The following is a 16,664-nucleotide window of genomic DNA, read 5'->3' on the forward strand; positions in this document are numbered from 1 at the left end:
ATAACGCCGAGCTGAGCGGCGGGCTTGGAGCGGAGCGGAAAGCCCGTCCGGCGCAGGCCCGGCCAGGGCCGGAGCGAACTCGAGCGACTTGTTAAGTGTTTTCATGCGAGCCTCGTTTACGAAAATAGCCGAAAACTGATAGCCAGACGAACACGAATGAAACGGGCCAAGCAAATATACTGAGCCACCCCCACCACTTGTAACCGAGAGAAAACGCATCAAATGCCGCCACGAAAATGTTTAGAAACATGGCGAGCAGGCCATAACCGATTATGAAGTTCTCCCAAGGGTGTATTCCGGATACAACCTGGACCTCATCCTCTGGACTTGGGCCAAATACAATCAACAAACCGAAGGCGCATACGACGCCGGTAGTTGTGAACAGAGCAAAAACCTTTGACTCAGATATCTCCATAACACTTAACGCCTAGGTTCACGGGCAGAGGGTGAGCGCAGCGAACACGCTGTCCCGTGCAATCTCTTGTTGGGGCGCATTGTGCTACGCAAAATTCAACGCGAAGAAGGGTGCGCCGGCAGGAACCTTTATGTCTTCAACACTTTGAATAATGCCCTTCTCCTCGGCAAAGGCTGCCCCCTTTGTCTCTCCTTGATGGAAAAGCGCCTTTAGCTCCTCGGCTGTAAGCGCGGTTCTCTGACTGATGATGTCGATGATCTTTCCCTCATCGCCCTTGAATCTGCTGACTGTTTCTTGAAGCTGCGTCCAGGAGAGCGAAGACCCCTTCGAAAAATTCCAATTGATTCCATGATATAAGAACGTCGAGTTTGCGTTCGCGTAGCGCTCATCGGCAGCGAGAAATATCACATTCGCAATTGAGTCAATGCTGCCGATGTTATGCATCACCATTGGAACCGGCAAAGCCCTAAAGAAGTTATAGAGAACAACCCCCGCGTCGACTGAGCCACCCTGCGAGGAAAACAGGAAATGCATTTTGCTAGCTTTTGTCTGCGCAAGTATTTCACTACTCGCCTGCATGAGGCTCTTGGCCTTCTGTTCATTTATGACATCGTAGTAGCTAACATATGCGGTCGTCATTGCTACTCTCCCTTCGCGCCCCAACGCCGAGCTGAGCGGCGGGTTTGTAGCGGAGCGAAAAACCCGTCCGGCGGAGGCCCGGCCAGGGCCGGAGCGAACTCGAGCGCCTTGTTGGGCCTATATCGCATAACCAAACTCCTCGACATAAACTCGAATTAGGTCTTCGAGCCGCATGCCGCCGACTCCAGGCACCTCTGTACGAGCCCTCTCCAAGAAGCTCCGCAGATCGCGCTCCAACTCCTCTTTCTGGCATCCATCACCCTGACGATCAGTGATGACGACGAGGTTTCCCTCGACATCGAGGTGCAGTGGATACCCTTCAGCGTCGTATGCCTTGTACTCTTCATTACGGACATCAATGGGCTCCATCGCCCTACCAGCCTCCTCCATCGACCGAAAAAGCTGAATATCACCATTCTCATTGACGATTATTGGCGGAACCACTTACTTTTCCATCCTGACTTTTCCAGTAGGACGCGGCCTGCGGCCCAACGCCTGCCTTCAGCCAGCAGCGGCAGAGCGGAGCGGAGCCGCTGTCGGCTGCAAGGCATGGTTATGTACTTTTCGCACGGTTTGGGAACCTTTCCGGGTGCTCGATAATCTCCTCCGTTAAATCGACATCGAGGTCCGGCCAGTAATAATGACCTGGCGAAGGCTCCTCGACATGGAGGATCGATTTTACCGGCTGGTCCTTAAACCACGGGAATTCCTCATAGGGCATGAAAAGCTCCTTATCGTGAGCAAGAAGCCACACGCCGTGACTCGAAATATTGGTCACCTCAACTTCCGAAGTGCTGTTTCCAAGCGTTGGTAAGCTCATCGTAATGCACCTCTATTAGGGATTCGATCTCTTTCAGTTGTGGCCGGCTATACCGATAGTTGCGGGCCAGTTGAAGCTCAGGTTCTAGCCAGAACTTGGCTTCTCCATCTCCCGATATCACATGAACATGCATCCGCGGCTCTTCTCGGGAGAAGAAGAAAAACCGATATCCCTTTTCTCTGAATACTGTAGGACTCACCTAGCCTCCTTGTACATAACAGCTAAATGGACCGCTGGCGGTGTTATTGCAATATCGCGACTTCCGCATAACTCCGCGCCTTCCGCAATTCGGGATTCCAAAATTCTCCTTTCATCAACACCCTAGCGGTTTTTGCCGGGGATTTCCCTGTATTCGTTTGACTTCCGCATTTTGTGAAACCAATGATACTGTATGTATGCACAGCGCCTATCGACACCGTTTGCCGCACCCGGTTGGCGACCGACACCCAACTTGCCACGAGGCATCTCTGTGAGGTCGTCACTCGTGACGGATACGGTGCCTTGATGCGGTTTGGCGGGGGTTGCGGTAGAAGGGCTTGCGGGGGCCGACAGGCCGGCAGGTCGCCTGCCGTTGGCTTGCGGTCGGGTCTGGGGCTGTTTGGGGTCGGTCTAGGCATTCAGGCTCGCCTGTCCGTGGCTTTCAGACAAGCATAGCGGATTTGGATGGATTTTCACGTGGCGACCGGCGTATTCAGGTGGCCGGGCCCGTCTTCTCTGGAAGGTGGGCTTTTTTGTCCACACTGAGCAGGTGAGGTTCGTCTGCCTGTGGGTCTTTGTGCTGCGGCCTTGTATTAGGCGTGGCAATATGACCAAAATCTTGCAATAGCCGTCCATTCAGGGTCTTGGGGAGACGCATGGTCATTGACGATATTCTCGAAGAGCTGCGGAACGAGGAGATTGCTCTCGGCCCCGCAGTGGAAGAGATTAGAAAGCGTGTGGGGGAAATAGAGTCCGATTCGGAACTGCAGGGCCTTTACGACCGGGTGGACCTGTCCCAGCAGAAGGGGCTGCCCTCCTCCCAGGCCCGGACAATTCGCGAGTGTCTCGACCAGCTCCACAGCGCCGGGCCGGGCCTGGCCGAGCTGCAGACGCCGAGCGACAGTAATGGTGCGGGTGACAACAAGCAGGGTGATGACGACTTGCTGGAACTGAGCCTGGAACCGGCCGAAGAGCCGGCCAAGCCCCGCGGTGGCGTGGAGCTTGTCGATGATGATTCCGCGTCAGAGGAGGACGGGGCTGCCGATGAAGGCCCCCAGGAAGACAAGCCGCCCGCTGGTGCCACCGGGGCCATGGATCAGATCACCGGCCGATCCGAGGATAAAGGCGGACTGCCCCCCATTCAGCCCGAGGAGTCTGGCGAAGAAGCCACGGCCTCTGCATCCGAAGACGATGGGCCGGCGGACACGGAGGACGCGGACGCTGATCCCGATCACCAGGTGGTGATGGAAACCCGCGGTTCGCTTCCCTCTAGCCATGAAAGCCGGCCGGATGAGGGCCCGACTGACGACGATGAACCCCGGGGTGTGGGCCGAACCACAACCATGGTGGGGGCGCTGCTGGGTGGGCGCTTCGAGCTGCTGTCCCGGGTCAGCCATGACCCCTATGGCGCGGTTTACCGGGCACGGGACCTGGAGAGCGAGAGCACCGACCCCAATGAACAGATGTGCGGCATCCGTATATTGCCGTCCGCCCTGGCAGGCCGAGAGGACGTGCTGCGCCGCACCGAGGCAATCATCAAGCGCATGCGTCGGCTGCAGCATCAGAGATTGCTCAACCCCAGTGCCTTGCACCGGGATGAGGGCCAAGCCTGGATCGTGACGGAATTGCCCGCCGGCATGACGCTGGCCCGGTTCATCCGGCGTGAATGCGTCAAGGGCCTGCCCGTGGATCGGGCAATGAAAATCATCGGGCAGATCGCCGAAGCGCTGAAGGTGGCTCACCAAGCCGATGTCTGCCATGGCGATCTGAAACCCGCCAGCATACTGATCGACGAAGAAGACCGGATCAAGGTGGGTGACTTTGGCTTGCGGCTGGCATTGTTTGGCAAGGAGCCGCCAGGCTCGCAGGCCGGGTCCACGGAGATCGAACAGATGGACCCCATGGACGCCTACCTCACCCTTGAAGTCATGGAAGGCGCCCCGCCGACGCCGGCCGATGATATCTATGCCCTGGCCTGTATCACGGCAGGCCTGCTCAATGGTGGCCACCCGTTCAATGGTCAATCGGGTCTGCGGCGGCTGGAGAAGGATCTGCCCACCCCGCGAATCAAAGGCCTGACCCGGTATCAACGCAAGGTGCTGGCAAAAGGCTTTGCGGTCTACCGGAGCGACCGCCCGAACTCTGTCGATGAATTCATGCAAGACCTGGCCATCCGGCGGGGCCCGCTGCCCAAGGCGCCTCTGGCGGCGGCCGCAGGGGTGGTGGTGGCAGTGGCTGCTGCCTGGATACCGCTGCAGAACTGGCTGGAGAGCCGTCAGCATGAACAGCAGGCAGCGTCCATCGATCAGGAAGGATGGCCTGCCCTGCGCGGCAGCCTGAGAATGCTGGATGCGGATGAGCGGGAAGCCATTCTCCCCCGGGTGGAGGACTCGGCGGTCAGGCACTATGCCAATGCCGTGGAGCGCGCCATTGATGACAATGACCCCCTGGAAGCGGATCTGCTGTTGACCGAAGGCCTCCGTCACTTCCCGGAAGCCCAGGCATTACGCGCCCTTCGCCCCGAGGTGGAAGCGGCGGAAACGGCGTTTGTGAACACGATCACGGCCCGACTGCAGGCGCTTGCCGACCAGGGCGCATTGGGTATCCGCGAGGAAGAGGACGATGTGCCCACTCTGCTGAACCAGTTGCAACGACTGCAGACGGATCACGAAATGGCCGACACGGAATACTGGCACGGTCATTATCGTGATGCCGCGGCAGAGGCCGTCGCCGAGGCCGACCCGGTCAGGGTACGTGAGCTTGTGGAAGCCGGCGAGCGGATATTCGACGATCAGGCGGTGATCTCCGAAGCCTTGCGAGAAGCACTGGTCCAGGCGGAAACCCGGGCAGCCGAGCAGGCCGCCGCGGACCTGCTGCCGGCGGTCGAGCGGGGCCTGCCGGTGACCAGTGTGGAGGAAGCCCTGGCGCTCAAGGACGACTGGCGCGCCCTGCTGGTCCATACGGGTAGCCATCCGCTGATCGTGGAACACAGCGGGATCATTGGCAGCTTGATGGCTCGGGAACTGGACCAATTGATAGAGGAAGAACGCTGGGCGGAAGCCAATGAGTTCATCCGGGACACAGCGGTCATGTGGCCTACCGACCAATTGGCCACCGCGCGCCGGGAACTGACCCGGGCGCAGTTGGCCGCTGATTATCACCCTGCTTCCTTGAGAGCTGAACGTCAGGGACTGACAGAACGACGCGAGCAGGTCGAGGCCCTGGTGGAAGACCCCCGAATGACGCCGGTTTGGAGCGGCGAGCTACTGCTCGCCTGGCGCGAGATGCTGACCTGGATGCGGCCGGGTCGTGGCTGGCATGAAGAGCTGGAAGAGCAGTTGGAAAGCCTCTATCTCTCCGCCATCGAGGAAGCCATTGCCGAAGGGGATCGGGAGCGGGCGAGAGACCTGGGCCGACGCGGCCATCTGCTGCTGCCCGATTCCCACATGCTGCGCCAGCACGCGGGCACCTGAGGCCCCGGAGTGGGCGAGCGCCTAGCGCTCGGCCACCACGTAACAGATCCAGCCGGCATCGGCTTCGCCGTGGGCGGCCGGGGTGAATTCGCCATCCCCTTCCCCGGTCTCCTCGTCGGTGCCCTCCCAGTAAACCGTGACCCGGGGGAATCCCGCCTCGCGGAGAATCTCCTGAATCTCCGGCAGCGTCCACATGCGCCAGTGATAGGTGAAGGCCTTTTTCATTTCCGAGCCATCCGGAAAGGCAAAGTGGATATGACAGGTCATGTCCCCGGTGATGGGGTCATAGTGTGCCTGGTCCCAGATGTAATCGAAGCCGTCACATTCCCGTTCTTCTTCCAGTTCACGGAAGGCGTCATAGCCGCCGAAGGCGTCCAGGAACAGCACGCCGTCCTCAACCAGGTTTTCTCGGGCACGCTCGAAATACTTTCTGAGCTGGTCCCGGGATTTGAACAGGTAGTAGCTGAAGTTCATGGCCAGCAAGGCATCCACGGCTTCGGTTTCGGCGGTCAACACGTCCGCCTCGATCAGGCGAATTCGGCTGCGTGCCTCGGCCGGCAGGCGGGCAATGTGGTTGTCCCGGCCCCAGGCCAGCACCTCGGCGTCAATATCCACGCCCACGGCGGTATGTTCCGGGTTGCGCCGAACCCATTCCGCCGAGGAGAAACCGGTTCCGCAGAAATCCTCGCGTAAACTCTTCGCTTCCCGGCCACGGATTTCCTCGAAGGTGGCCTCAACGAAGTCCATTTCCGCCTCGGGCTCCTGTACGGAGGACTCGTAAAGGACATGGCGGTCGGCCTCATCGGCCATTCTGGGTTTGCCTCGACGCTTCTGCTTGCTGGCCATCATCTTCCCCGGTAGTGGCTATTCCTGTGATAATGTCGCCCTTTTGGGCGGGCCGCCGCATTGTACTTGGATTCCCCGGCCGCGTCCGCCCCTTGGCAAATCACCACTATCGGGATTGGAGTGTCTTTCATGTCCAGGCAGTTACTTTCGGCCCTGTTCACCGGCCTGCTGGCCCTCCCGCTGTCCGCCGTCGCATTGGCGGAAGCGGACATCAACGACCAGGCAGATGCCGAAAAAGAGATCGCCGAACTCCCGTCGAATCTGTTGGAGACCGCCCGCAGTCTCAAGCAGCAGGGCCTGGAAGACCAACTGGCCTGGGACCTGACCGAGGAGCTTCTCACCAAGGTGGGCCCGCGATTCGCCGGTACTGACGGCGACCGGGCAGCGGTGAGCTGGGCACTGACACAGTTCCGGGAACTGGGCTTTCAGAATATCCAGGCCGAGGAAGTGGAAGTGCCCCGCTGGGTGCGAGGCGAAATCTCGGCAGAGATCACCGCACCCTACCCGCAGGAGCTGGTGGCGGTTGCCCTGGGCGGCTCCATCGGCACACCCGAAGAAGGAATCGAGGCACCGGTACTGCAGGTCCATGATCTGGAGGAGCTGGAATCCCTCAGCCGTTCCCAGGTCGAGGGGCATATCGTTTTCTTCAGTCAGCGAATGGAACGCCGCCGGGACCCTTCCGGTTATTCGGAAGCGGTCGCCAATCGCTCGGCCGGGCCGGCCCTCGCTTCTGAGAAGGGTGCGGTGGCCACGGTGATTCGCTCCATTGGCAGCTCCGACCAGCGCGTCGCCCATACCGGCGGCACCCGATTCCCCGAGGACGTCAAACGCATCCCGGCGGCGGCCCTGTCCAACCCGGATGCGGACTTGCTGGAACGGCAGATTGAGACCGGGCGCCCGGTTACCCTTCGCTTGCGTCTGACATCACGCAATCTGGAGCCCACGACGTCCGCCAATGTGATTGGCGAGATTCCCGGCTCGGATCCCGATGCCGGGGTGGTGCTGTTGGGGGCTCACCTGGATTCCTGGGACATCACTCCCGGCGCTCATGATGCGGCGGCCTGTGTCGGCATTGTGACCACGGTGGCACACATGATTCGCCAGATGGATGAACAGCCGCGCCGGACCATTCGCGTGGTTTTGTTCGCCAATGAGGAATTCGGCCTGTCAGGCGCCCGCACCTATGCGGAGAACCGGCGCAACCGCATTGATGAACATTATGTGGGGATTGGGGCTGACCTGGGTGCGTTCGAAGTCTGGCGATTCGATACGGTCATCAATGAAGACGCCATGCCCGTGGCCCGCGCCCTGCATCAGTTGATTGAACCGCTGGGTGTGGAAATGGGTAGCAATGAGGGCTATGGCATTCCCGATTTCATTCCCCTGCGTGCCCTCGGCATGCCTGTCCTGGATCCGCTTCAGGATGCCGCACCCTATTTCGACATCCACCACACCATCAACGACACTCTGGACAAGGTGGACCCGGAACAACTTCGCCAGAACGTGGCGGTCTATGCGGCGCTGACCTGGATGGCAGCCAATATGGATGTCGAGCTTCGGCCAACCCCTGACGCTGATGACTGAGGCCTGGTAACTATCAGGCAGCGTCCGTTGCCGGTACCGCGTCCAAGGCACGATGGATGATGGCGTCCGGGGCAAGCTTGCCGCTCATGGATTCAGACAGGGTCCGGCGCCACTGACGGGCGCCGGGCACGCCCTGGAACAGGCCGTGGATATTTCGCAGCAGCATGCTGCGGGGAACACCGGCCTGGTGCATGTCGGCGCAGTAGTCGGCATAGGCCAGGGCCACTGCCGTCCGGCTTTCCGGTGCCGTGTTGCGCTTGAAGATTCGCCCGCCGGCTTCCGCCAGCAGCCAGGGATTGCTGCAGGCGGCCCGGCCGATCATCACGCCATGGAATTGCTTCAAGAACGCTTCGGCCTGGTCCAGCCCGCCGATGCCGCCGTTGATGGCGATCTCCAGCCCGGGGAATTCCGCCGCCAGCCGCTCAACCCGCTCATAGTTCAAGGGCGGCTTCTCCCGGTTCTCCTTCGGACTCAGGCCCTTGAGCCAGGCCTTGCGGGCGTGAACGATGAAGTGGCGGCAGCCGGCGCGACTGACGGTATCAACGAAGGCGGCCAATGCCTGGTCGCTGTCCTGTTCATCCACCCCGATTCGGCATTTGATGGTGACCGGTATGTCCACACGGTCCTGCATGGCAGCGACGCAGGCGGCCACGGTGTCCGGTTCCCGCATCAGACAGGCGCCGAAACGCCCTGACTGGACCCGGTCACTGGGGCAGCCGACATTGAGATTGACCTCGTCATAGCCCCACTCTTGCGCGATGGCGGCGGCATCCGCCAGCACCGATGCCTCCGAGCCACCCAGTTGCAGAGCCAGGGGATGCTCGCAGCCGGAGAAACCCAGCAAGCGCTCCCGGTCTCCGTTGACCACCGCACGAGCGTGCACCATTTCCGTGTACAGCAGCGTCTGCCGACTGATCAGGCGCAGAAAGTATCGGAAATGCCGATCCGTCCATTCCATCATGGGTGCAACGGACAGACGCCGATCGAGGGGCTTGAAGTTGTCGGTTTCAGGCATATGCATATCGAAGTGCCCGCAGCCTTGATCAATACTGCCAGATAACCGTTTGTTTTCCAGGCTGCTCAGCTCGCCTCCCGGGCCGCCTTCTTGCGCTCGTGCTCCTTGAGCCAGCGCTTGCGAACCCGAAGGCTCTCCGGTGTCACTTCAATCAGCTCGTCATCGTTGATGAATTCCAGCGCCTGCTCAAGGGTCAGCTTGATGGGCGGGGTGAGCTGGATGGCATCGTCCTTGCCGGAGGCCCGCACATTGGTGAGCTGCTTGGCCTTCTGGGGGTTCACCGTCAGGTCATTGTCCCGGGTGTGAATGCCAATGACCTGCCCTTCATAGACCGGGTCGCCCGGTGACACGAAGAGCTTGCCGCGCTCCTGCAGGTTGAACAGGGCGAAACCCACGGCCTTGCCCTGGCCGTTGGAAATCAGGGCACCGTTACGACGGGCACCCAGATTGGCATTGCTCAGCGGGCCATAGCGATCAAACACATGGTGCATGATGCCGGTGCCGGAGGTCAGGGTGCGAAAATCGGTCTGAAAGCCGATCAGGCCCCGGGCCGGAATCCGGTAGTCCAGGCGCACACGGCCCTTGCCATCGGGGGCCATATTGTCCATCTGGCCGCCGCGCTCGCCGAGGGCTTCCATCACCGCACCCTGGGTGGTCTCATCCAGGTCCACGGTCAGCAGTTCCCAGGGCTCCTGCTTCACACCGTCAATCTCGCGCACGATCACTTCCGGGCGGGAGACGGCCAGCTCGTAGCCTTCACGGCGCATGTTTTCCAGCAGAATGGAGAGATGCAGCTCGCCCCGGCCGGAGACCTTGAAGCGCTCCGGATCGTCGGTGTCTTCCACCTTCAGCGCCACATTGTGGATGGTCTCGCGCATGAGACGATCCCGCACCTGGCGGCTGGTCACATACTTGCCTTCCTTGCCGGCAAAGGGCGAGGTATTGGTCTCGAAGGTCATGCTGATGGTGGGTTCATCCACGGTCAGCGGGGTCATGGCCTCGGGGTGCTCCGGGTCACAGACGGTGTCGGACACCCGGGGGAAATCGATGCCGCTGAAGGCCACAATATCGCCGGCGGAGGCCGATTCGGCCTCCACCCGGTCCAGGCCCAGGAAGCCGAAGACCTTGACCACCCGTTCCTTGCGTTGCTTGCCGTCGCGATCAATGACCACGACCTGGGAATTGGTCTTCAGGGTGCCCTGACGAATCCGGCCCACGGCTATGGCGCCGAGGTAGCTGGAGTAATCCAGGGACGTCACCTGCAACTGCAGGGGGGCGTCCGGGTCCACCTTGGGCGGGGGGACCTGCTCCACCAGGGTCTGGAACAGGGCTTCCATGTCGCCGCTTTCCTCGCCATCCATCGAGGCCCAACCGTTCAGGGCCGAGGCATAGACCACCGGGAAGTCGAGCTGGTCTTCATCAGCACCCAGGTGGTCCAGCAGATCGAAGGTCTGGTCCAGCACCCAGTCCGGGCGAGCGCCGGGGCGGTCGATCTTGTTGATGACCACGATGGGCTTCAAGCCATGCTCGAAGGCCTTCTGACAGACAAAACGGGTCTGGGGCATGGGCCCGTCCACCGCATCCACCAACAGCACAAAGGCATCCACCATGGACAGAACCCGCTCGACCTCGCCACCGAAGTCGGCGTGACCCGGGGTATCGACGATGTTGATGCGGTAGTCCTGCCATTCGATGGCGGTGTTCTTGGACAGAATGGTAATGCCGCGTTCGCGCTCCAGATCATTGGAGTCCATTGCGCGGTCCGGCAGTGTCTCTGCCCGATCGAGGGTTCCGGACTGCTGCAAAAGCCTGTCCACGAGCGTGGTCTTGCCATGGTCGACGTGCGCGACGATGGCTACGTTGCGAAGTCTTTCAATCACTGAGAATGCACCGAGGTGGGATAAAGAAGAAATGTTAGCCGGGCATTATAACATGTGATTCGGTAACAACCGAAACGTTTGCGTTACCATGGGCGGTCAAGCCGCCAAAAGACATCCGATGGGACATTTGCTGACACGCCATTTTCTCTGGGGATTACTGCCCGCCCTGCTCGCGCCCCTGCTGTTTCTGGCCTATCTGCCGGCGCTGGAGGCGACGGCCGCCGAGCTGTCTGTCTGGCGCTGGCCCCTGACCGCCCTGGGCCTGGCCGGCATGGCCCTGGCCGCCCTGTTCGGGCAGTGGCGGCATGTGCTGGCCCTGGCGGCAGTGATCGGCCTGCCAATGCTGGGCGACACCGACCTGCTCGCCCGATCGGCCGGCCACCAGGCACTCGCCGTGCTGATCACCGCCCTGGTGCTGGCTGGCGCCGCCGTGCTCCCGGAGCGCGGGCCGACCGGCCCCATACTGTGGCTGGCCGCTGGCCTGGCCGTGCTCATGCTGGGCCTGATGCTGCGCGATATTGCCCTGCCCATGCTGGTTGCCCGCCCCCTGGCCGAGTTCGAGCTGGCTGGCCGCAGCCTGGCCCTGACACGCTCGGCAGTCGCCGTGCTGCTGTGTGCGCTGGCCGTGACGGTACTGCAAGGCTGGCGACCGGATCCCCTGCGGGCTGGCCTGCTGGCTGCCTCGCTCTGCTTGTTGCCTCTGACGGGAGCGCTGGGGACGGAGCCGCCATTGCGACTGGCCATCGCCCCCATGCTGTTGCTGCTTTGGGCGGGCCTGTTGCTGCACGCCTGGCATCTTGCCTTTCGGGACGAGCTCACCGGGCTCCCCAACCGCCGCGCCCTGGAGCTTCGCTTGCGGGCCGGGCCACGGCCAGTGGGCATGGTCGACGTGGACCACTTCAAGCGATTCAACGACCGCCACGGCCATGATGCGGGGGACCAGGTCTTGCGCCGGGTCGCGGAAACCCTGGCGGGCACTCGCGGTGCCCGCGCCTATCGTTACGGTGGCGAGGAATTCACCCTGGTTTTCCGGCGCCGCCCCCTCGCTCGGCTGAAAGACTTTCTGGAGGAGCAGCGGCGGGCGCTTGCCGAGCGCCCCTTCCGGCTCCGGACCAGCCAGCGTCGTCGCAAGCAACGCGGCAAGGGGGGTGGCCGCGGCATCAAGATCACGGCAAGCTTTGGTCTGGCCATGCCCCGCCGAGGGGAGACGCCGGCGGCGGTCATCAAGCGGGCGGATCAGGCGCTCTACCGCGCCAAGGCCGCCGGCCGCAATCGTGTTGAGATTGACGAATAGGAAGCGGAAACGTGTTGCAACCCTCGCATATTATGGTGCTGGTGCTGTTTGGTGTGATCGCCTGGTTCTGGCGAGACAGTCTGGCGGCCCGGGAACTGGCCATTGAAGCGGCCCGCCGCACCTGCAAGTCCACCGGCGTTCAGTTTCTGGACCAGACCGTATCCATTGCCGCCTTCTGGCCGATGCTTGGCAACCGGGGGCTGCGCTTCAAGCGCCGCTACCGCTTCGAATTCAGTACCGATGGCACTGATCGACACCCCGGCCAGGCCGAGCTTTATGGCCGCCGCGTGGCCCGCGTCCATCTGGACTATCCCTCCGGTCTGGTGCTCAGCGACGAGGAGAAAAGGCCATGAGCAGCACCGAGCGCCCGGAAATCGTCAGCACCCGGGAAGGCCGGGGCCGCGCCGAACTGGTGCTGGAGATTGGCCGCGCCCTGCTGCGCCTGGGAGCACCGGCCTATCGCCTTGAGGACACCATGAAGGTGGTGGCCCAACGCCTGGGCTTGCAGGGCCAGTTCTACTGCACCCCGACGGCCTTCATTGCCGCCCTGGGCCGAGGCAGCCGACAGCGCAGTTTCATGGCCCGGGTGGACGAATCCGAGATCCATCTGGCCAAGCTCTCGCGGATTCATGACGTCATCGAGGCCCTGTCCCGGGGCATCATGAGTCCGGTTGCCGCCATCCGCGAGGTCCGCGAGATCATGGAGGCGCCGGCGGTCTATCCCCTGCTCATTCGCCTGTTGGCGCCGGCCCTGTTTTCAGCCTCTATCGCCATCCTCTTTGGCGGCGGCGTCATCGAGCTGGGCGTGGCTTTCCTGCTGGGCTTTTTCACCGGCGGCCTGGGGCTGCTGATGTCCGGCTCGGCCAATCTGGCCCGCCTCTATCCGGCACTGGCCGGCTTCCTGTCTGCCCTGATCTGCGGCTCGGCGGTCTTCATCTGGCCGGAGTTCTCGGTGTATCTGGCGCTGATTGCCGGGCTGATCGTGCTCATGCCCGGGTTGGGGCTGACCCTGGCAACCCGGGAGCTGGCCAGTGGCCATCTGGTCGCCGGCAGTTCGCGCATGGCCGGCGCCGTGGTGGCGCTGGTCATCGTCGGTTTCGGCGTGGCCCTGGGAAGCCAGCTGAGCCAGCTCATGACCGGCCCCTGGCCCCAGGAGATCAGTCTGGCCCTGCCGGCCTGGACCCACTGGCTGGCCATCCTTTCCGCCGCCATCGGCTTTACCGTTCTGTTCAATGCCGAGCCGGGGAAACTGGGCTGGATCATGCTGGCCGGCATCCTCGCCGTGGAGGTGGGTGGCCGGGTCTCCGACTGGCTCAATCCCGGCCTGGGGGCACTGGTGGGGGCGCTGCTGGTGGGCCTGCTGGGCAACCTCTACGCCCGCTACCGCAACCGACCGGCAGTGGTGATCCAGGTGCCGGGCATCATGCTGATGGTCCCCGGCAGTCTGAGTTTCCGCGGGCTCAGCTCCCTGATGGAGCAGGACGCCATGGGCGGTGTGCAGATCGGCTTTACCGTGGCCCTGGTGGCGGCCGGTCTCAGCACCGGCCTGATCCTGGCCAGCGCCCTGCTGCCACCCAGTCGCTCACTCTAGATATCAAGGAACGGCATGTCCGATCAGACACTGCAGGCCTATGCCGATCTCTCCCCCAGCGCGATCCTGGACGCATTGGAAGCGGCCGGATTCACGCCGGATGGACGGATCACCGCCCTCAACAGCTATGAGAACCGGGTTTATCAGCTTGGCCTGGAAGGCGGTGAGCTGATCGTGGCCAAGTTCTACCGCCCGGGCCGCTGGTCCGATGAGACCATCGCCGAAGAGCACGAATTTGCCCGCGAGCTGGCGGCAGCCGAGCTTCCGGTGGTGGCCCCACTGGAATTGGCCAACGGCCAGTCACTTATCCAGGTCGGCGGCCACCGCCTGGCGGTATTCCCCAGTATCGGCGGCCGCCCACCGGCCCTGGATGATGATGCCGCCCTCCGCCAGATGGGCCGCTTGATTGCCCGTCTGCACAATATCGGCGCCCTCAAGCCGTTTCGACATCGGCGGGAATTCGACCCCGGGCGAGTGGTCGAGCATGCCTTGGCCAGCGTGGAGCAGGTGGGCCTGATGCCGGATCATCTGATGGCTTCCTGGGCCGCCCTGAGCGGGCATATCAGCGATCGAATTCAATTGCGCTTCCAGGAGGCCGGTGAATTGCGATCCTTGCGGATTCATGGCGACTGCCATCCCGGCAATGTGCTGTGGCGTGATGACGGCCCCTGGTTGCTGGACCTGGACGATGCCTGCAATGGCCCGGCAATCCAGGACCTGTGGATGTACCTGTCGGGGGATCGTGACTACCAGGCCGCCCGCCTGGCCCAGTTGCTGGCCGGCTACACCGCCTTCCGGGAATTCGATCAGAGGGAGTTGAGCCTCATCGAGGCCTTGCGCACTCTTCGCCTCCTGCATTTTCTGGGCTGGATCGCGGAACGATGGGCCGATCCCGCTTTCCCCCGCGCCTTTCCCGACTTCGGCGAAACCGGGTTCTGGGAGCGCCAGGTACTGTCGCTCCAAGAACAACTGGGCAAGCTCGACGAACCGCCCCTGGAATGGCATCCCGCCTGGCCGTGACAGATGGACTTGAAAAGCACCCCGACCCCACCCAAGATTGAAACAGGGCAAAGGGGAAATGAACTGCCCAATGCTGAGTGAATACTCTGTCACTCCAATCCCAGGCGCCCCGCAACGGGGCCGAGAAACAAGGAGTCAGCGTGTATGAAGGTTGAAATGCCTCTCACCTGGGTCGTGGTCGCCGATGCGAGCCGCGGCAGAATTCTCCACTTCAAAGGCCATGTCAGCGGACTCGAGGAAATCCATGACCTGGTGAACCCCGAGGGCCGACTTCGAAGCCGGGACCTGGTCTCGGATAAACACGGCAACACCCATGATCGCAAAGGCGTTGGTTCACCGCAGATGGGTGAACATGCCGAAGCAGCGCATCAAGTGGAAAAGGCATTCGCCAACGAGCTTGGCAAGACACTGGGCAAACTGACCCGTGAAGCGGGGGTCGAAAAACTGATCCTCGCCGCCCCTCCACGGTTCCTGGGTGATCTGCGTCGCAGTCTGGACAAGCAGACGGCCTCGCTGGTAACTCAGGAGATCAACAAGGATATCTCCACTCTGAGCCTGGACCAAATCAAGACGCATCTGGATCGGGCCGCCTGATCTGGCTCCGGCTGCCGGCCGCTGCCTGGCGCAGGCAGTCGGCCAGCAGTCGGGCGGCCGGGCCGGGGCCGGTACTGCGGGCCTGAATCAGGTAGAGATGACTGCGTTTGCCGCCCCCGTCCTGCAAGTGCAGTGGCGCGAGTTCCCCCTTCTCCATGCCCTCGGCGGCCAGATGCTCGGGCAGCCAGGAAAAACCAATTCCCGCCGCAACCAGTTCGGCTGCCGCCCGCAGTGAGGTCACTGTCCAGCGGCGCGGTGCCCCCAGCCAGCCGGAATCCTGCCGCGATCGCCGGGCCGAATCACGGATCACCACCTGAATATCGCGCCGCAGATCATCACCGGTAAGCGACCGCTTGAGCCGGTGAAGGGCATGATCGGGATGAGCCACGGGGACAAAGGCCACATCCATGATGGGCTCGCCGAGATAGCCGGCCGGTGTGGACGGTGCTATCGCCAGATCCACCTGCCCCGCCTCCACCGCTTCCGTGGCGCCACCCAGGACTTCCTCGAAGACTTCCACCCGGGTGCCGGGCGCTTCGCGGGAAAATCGCCCCAGCGCACGATACAGCAACGGGGATGGAAAAATGCCATCGACTGCCAGATGCAGTTCCGCTTCCTGACCTTCGGCGAGAATCTCCGCCAGGGACTCCAGCTCCCCGGCATCGGCGAGCAGCTTTCGGGCCGAGCGCAACAGCATGGTGCCCGCCTCCGTCAATATGGCCCGCCGGCCGGCCTGGCGAAGCAGTTGCACCCCCAGGCTCTCCTCCAGACGGGCCACGGCATGGCTCACCGATGACTGGCTTCGATTGAGCTTTTCCGCCGCGCGCGCGAATCCCCCCTCGTCAACCACCGCCTGCAAGGCCCGCCATTGGGCTAGGTTACTTTTCATCTTGAGCGCCTTATCGAATTTTTCGATCTAATGCATCCATCTTTTACGCTTTTAAATCGAAAATCTCAATACATAATAAAGCCAGCCGTGAGCTACACGGACTGCACACGTTCAAGGAGGCAAATCATGAAAGACAATGCAATTGATCTCGTCGGCCGGATCCTGCTTGGCCTTATCTTCGTCATTGCCGGACTGGGCAAGATCGGTGACGGCTTCGGCCTGGGCTTCGGCTACGCCGCAACCCAGGGCTACATGGAATCCATGGGCGTGCCGGGCATTCTCCTGCTTCCCACCATCATTCTGGAGCTTGGCGGCGGGCTGGCCCTCATTCTCGGCCTCAAGGTACGCTGGGTAGCGGCGGCATTGGCAGCCTTTACGGTGATCGCCGGTTTCCTGTTCCACCTGG

The 16,664-nt window shown here is 62.1% G+C and carries 16 protein-coding genes; 8 read left to right on the plus strand and 8 right to left on the minus strand.

What is annotated here, in order from left to right; translation table 11 throughout:
* Positions 1–499 precede the first annotated feature (499 nt).
* From ACJWXQ_RS04430 to ACJWXQ_RS04445, 4 genes are all read right to left on the minus strand, one after another.
* The gene (locus ACJWXQ_RS04430; RefSeq protein WP_406672250.1) at positions 500–1,054 is read right to left on the minus strand and encodes an ATP-dependent Clp protease proteolytic subunit; all 555 of its coding nucleotides are present in this window, start codon (positions 1,052–1,054) and stop codon (positions 500–502) included.
* Positions 1,055–1,171: 117 nt separating this feature from the next.
* Positions 1,172–1,498 carry a hypothetical protein gene (locus tag ACJWXQ_RS04435; protein ID WP_406672251.1) on the minus strand — a complete coding sequence of 109 codons (327 nt, stop codon included), beginning with the start codon at positions 1,496–1,498 and terminating at the stop codon, positions 1,172–1,174.
* Between the two features lie 109 nt (positions 1,499–1,607).
* Positions 1,608–1,874, minus strand: coding sequence for a DUF2442 domain-containing protein (locus ACJWXQ_RS04440; RefSeq protein WP_406672252.1), 267 nt, complete (start codon positions 1,872–1,874; stop codon positions 1,608–1,610).
* Complete coding sequence (locus ACJWXQ_RS04445; RefSeq protein ID WP_406672253.1) at positions 1,834–2,073, minus strand: DUF4160 domain-containing protein; 240 nt, start codon at positions 2,071–2,073, stop codon at positions 1,834–1,836. The genes ACJWXQ_RS04440 and ACJWXQ_RS04445 overlap by 41 nt, the downstream gene beginning before the upstream one ends.
* 655 nt (positions 2,074–2,728) lie before the next feature.
* Between ACJWXQ_RS04445 and ACJWXQ_RS04450 the strand changes: the two genes are divergently transcribed.
* Complete coding sequence (locus tag ACJWXQ_RS04450) at positions 2,729–5,545, plus strand: protein kinase domain-containing protein (protein ID WP_406672254.1); 2,817 nt, start codon at positions 2,729–2,731, stop codon at positions 5,543–5,545.
* Positions 5,546–5,566: 21 nt separating this feature from the next.
* On the opposite strand, the gene ACJWXQ_RS04455 is transcribed toward ACJWXQ_RS04450, so the two are convergent.
* Positions 5,567–6,391 (minus strand): class I SAM-dependent methyltransferase, encoded by an 825-nt coding sequence (locus ACJWXQ_RS04455; RefSeq protein ID WP_346051198.1) that lies wholly within the window; start codon positions 6,389–6,391, stop codon positions 5,567–5,569.
* A gap of 129 nt (positions 6,392–6,520) precedes the next feature.
* Here ACJWXQ_RS04455 and ACJWXQ_RS04460 point away from each other — a divergent pair, with 129 nt between their 5' ends.
* Positions 6,521–7,975: a M28 family peptidase gene (locus ACJWXQ_RS04460; RefSeq protein WP_346051199.1), complete on the plus strand. Its 1,455-nt coding sequence runs from the start codon at positions 6,521–6,523 to the stop codon at positions 7,973–7,975.
* A 13-nt stretch (positions 7,976–7,988) separates the two neighbouring features.
* Here ACJWXQ_RS04460 and dusA read toward each other — a convergent pair whose 3' ends face one another.
* Both dusA and typA read right to left on the minus strand, forming a co-directional pair.
* The gene (dusA, locus tag ACJWXQ_RS04465; protein ID WP_406672255.1) at positions 7,989–8,996 is read right to left on the minus strand and encodes a tRNA dihydrouridine(20/20a) synthase DusA; all 1,008 of its coding nucleotides are present in this window, start codon (positions 8,994–8,996) and stop codon (positions 7,989–7,991) included.
* 59 nt (positions 8,997–9,055) lie between these two features.
* A complete protein-coding gene (gene typA, locus ACJWXQ_RS04470) occupies positions 9,056–10,870 on the minus strand; it encodes a translational GTPase TypA (protein ID WP_346051201.1) in 1,815 nt (604 codons plus the stop codon).
* Positions 10,871–10,988: 118 nt separating this feature from the next.
* Here typA and ACJWXQ_RS04475 point away from each other — a divergent pair, with 118 nt between their 5' ends.
* The 5 genes from ACJWXQ_RS04475 (at position 10,989) to ACJWXQ_RS04495 (ending at position 15,369) form a co-directional block, all read left to right on the plus strand.
* Positions 10,989–12,164: a GGDEF domain-containing protein gene (locus tag ACJWXQ_RS04475; protein WP_346051202.1), complete on the plus strand. Its 1,176-nt coding sequence runs from the start codon at positions 10,989–10,991 to the stop codon at positions 12,162–12,164.
* An 11-nt stretch (positions 12,165–12,175) separates the two neighbouring features.
* Positions 12,176–12,517, plus strand: a complete 342-nt coding sequence (locus tag ACJWXQ_RS04480; RefSeq protein ID WP_346051203.1) for a DUF3301 domain-containing protein — start codon at positions 12,176–12,178, stop codon at positions 12,515–12,517.
* Positions 12,514–13,755, plus strand: a complete 1,242-nt coding sequence (locus ACJWXQ_RS04485; protein ID WP_346051204.1) for a threonine/serine exporter family protein — start codon at positions 12,514–12,516, stop codon at positions 13,753–13,755. The genes ACJWXQ_RS04480 and ACJWXQ_RS04485 overlap by 4 nt, the downstream gene beginning before the upstream one ends.
* Positions 13,756–13,770: 15 nt before the next feature.
* Positions 13,771–14,775, plus strand: coding sequence for a serine/threonine protein kinase (locus ACJWXQ_RS04490; protein WP_346051205.1), 1,005 nt, complete (start codon positions 13,771–13,773; stop codon positions 14,773–14,775).
* A gap of 144 nt (positions 14,776–14,919) precedes the next feature.
* Positions 14,920–15,369, plus strand: a complete 450-nt coding sequence (locus tag ACJWXQ_RS04495; RefSeq protein ID WP_346051206.1) for a host attachment protein — start codon at positions 14,920–14,922, stop codon at positions 15,367–15,369.
* On the opposite strand, the gene ACJWXQ_RS04500 is transcribed toward ACJWXQ_RS04495, so the two are convergent.
* A complete protein-coding gene (locus ACJWXQ_RS04500; protein WP_346051207.1) occupies positions 15,341–16,258 on the minus strand; it encodes a LysR family transcriptional regulator in 918 nt (305 codons plus the stop codon). The genes ACJWXQ_RS04495 and ACJWXQ_RS04500 overlap by 29 nt on opposite strands.
* Before the next feature lie 126 nt (positions 16,259–16,384).
* Here ACJWXQ_RS04500 and ACJWXQ_RS04505 point away from each other — a divergent pair.
* The coding region (locus ACJWXQ_RS04505) for a DoxX family protein (protein WP_406672256.1) at positions 16,385–16,664 on the plus strand (280 nt) is incomplete at its 3' end.

It is taken from the genome of Natronospira sp., from assembly GCF_007134575.1.
Classification (GTDB): domain Bacteria; phylum Pseudomonadota; class Gammaproteobacteria; order Natronospirales; family Natronospiraceae; genus Natronospira; species Natronospira elongata.

Coding starts and splice junctions, on each gene's coding strand:
- ACJWXQ_RS04460 (WP_346051199.1), top strand. CDS start 6,521: ATGTCCAGGCAGTTACTTTCGGCCCTGTTCACCGGCCTGCTGGCCCTC.
- ACJWXQ_RS04430 (WP_406672250.1), bottom strand. CDS start 1,054: ATGACGACCGCATATGTTAGCTACTACGATGTCATAAATGAACAGAAG.
- ACJWXQ_RS04485 (WP_346051204.1), top strand. CDS start 12,514: ATGAGCAGCACCGAGCGCCCGGAAATCGTCAGCACCCGGGAAGGCCGG.
- ACJWXQ_RS04495 (WP_346051206.1), top strand. CDS start 14,920: ATGAAGGTTGAAATGCCTCTCACCTGGGTCGTGGTCGCCGATGCGAGC.
- ACJWXQ_RS04455 (WP_346051198.1), bottom strand. CDS start 6,391: ATGGCCAGCAAGCAGAAGCGTCGAGGCAAACCCAGAATGGCCGATGAG.
- dusA (WP_406672255.1), bottom strand. CDS start 8,996: ATGCATATGCCTGAAACCGACAACTTCAAGCCCCTCGATCGGCGTCTG.
- ACJWXQ_RS04490 (WP_346051205.1), top strand. CDS start 13,771: ATGTCCGATCAGACACTGCAGGCCTATGCCGATCTCTCCCCCAGCGCG.
- ACJWXQ_RS04440 (WP_406672252.1), bottom strand. CDS start 1,874: ATGAGCTTACCAACGCTTGGAAACAGCACTTCGGAAGTTGAGGTGACC.
- ACJWXQ_RS04475 (WP_346051202.1), top strand. CDS start 10,989: ATGGGACATTTGCTGACACGCCATTTTCTCTGGGGATTACTGCCCGCC.
- ACJWXQ_RS04500 (WP_346051207.1), bottom strand. CDS start 16,258: ATGAAAAGTAACCTAGCCCAATGGCGGGCCTTGCAGGCGGTGGTTGAC.
- ACJWXQ_RS04450 (WP_406672254.1), top strand. CDS start 2,729: ATGGTCATTGACGATATTCTCGAAGAGCTGCGGAACGAGGAGATTGCT.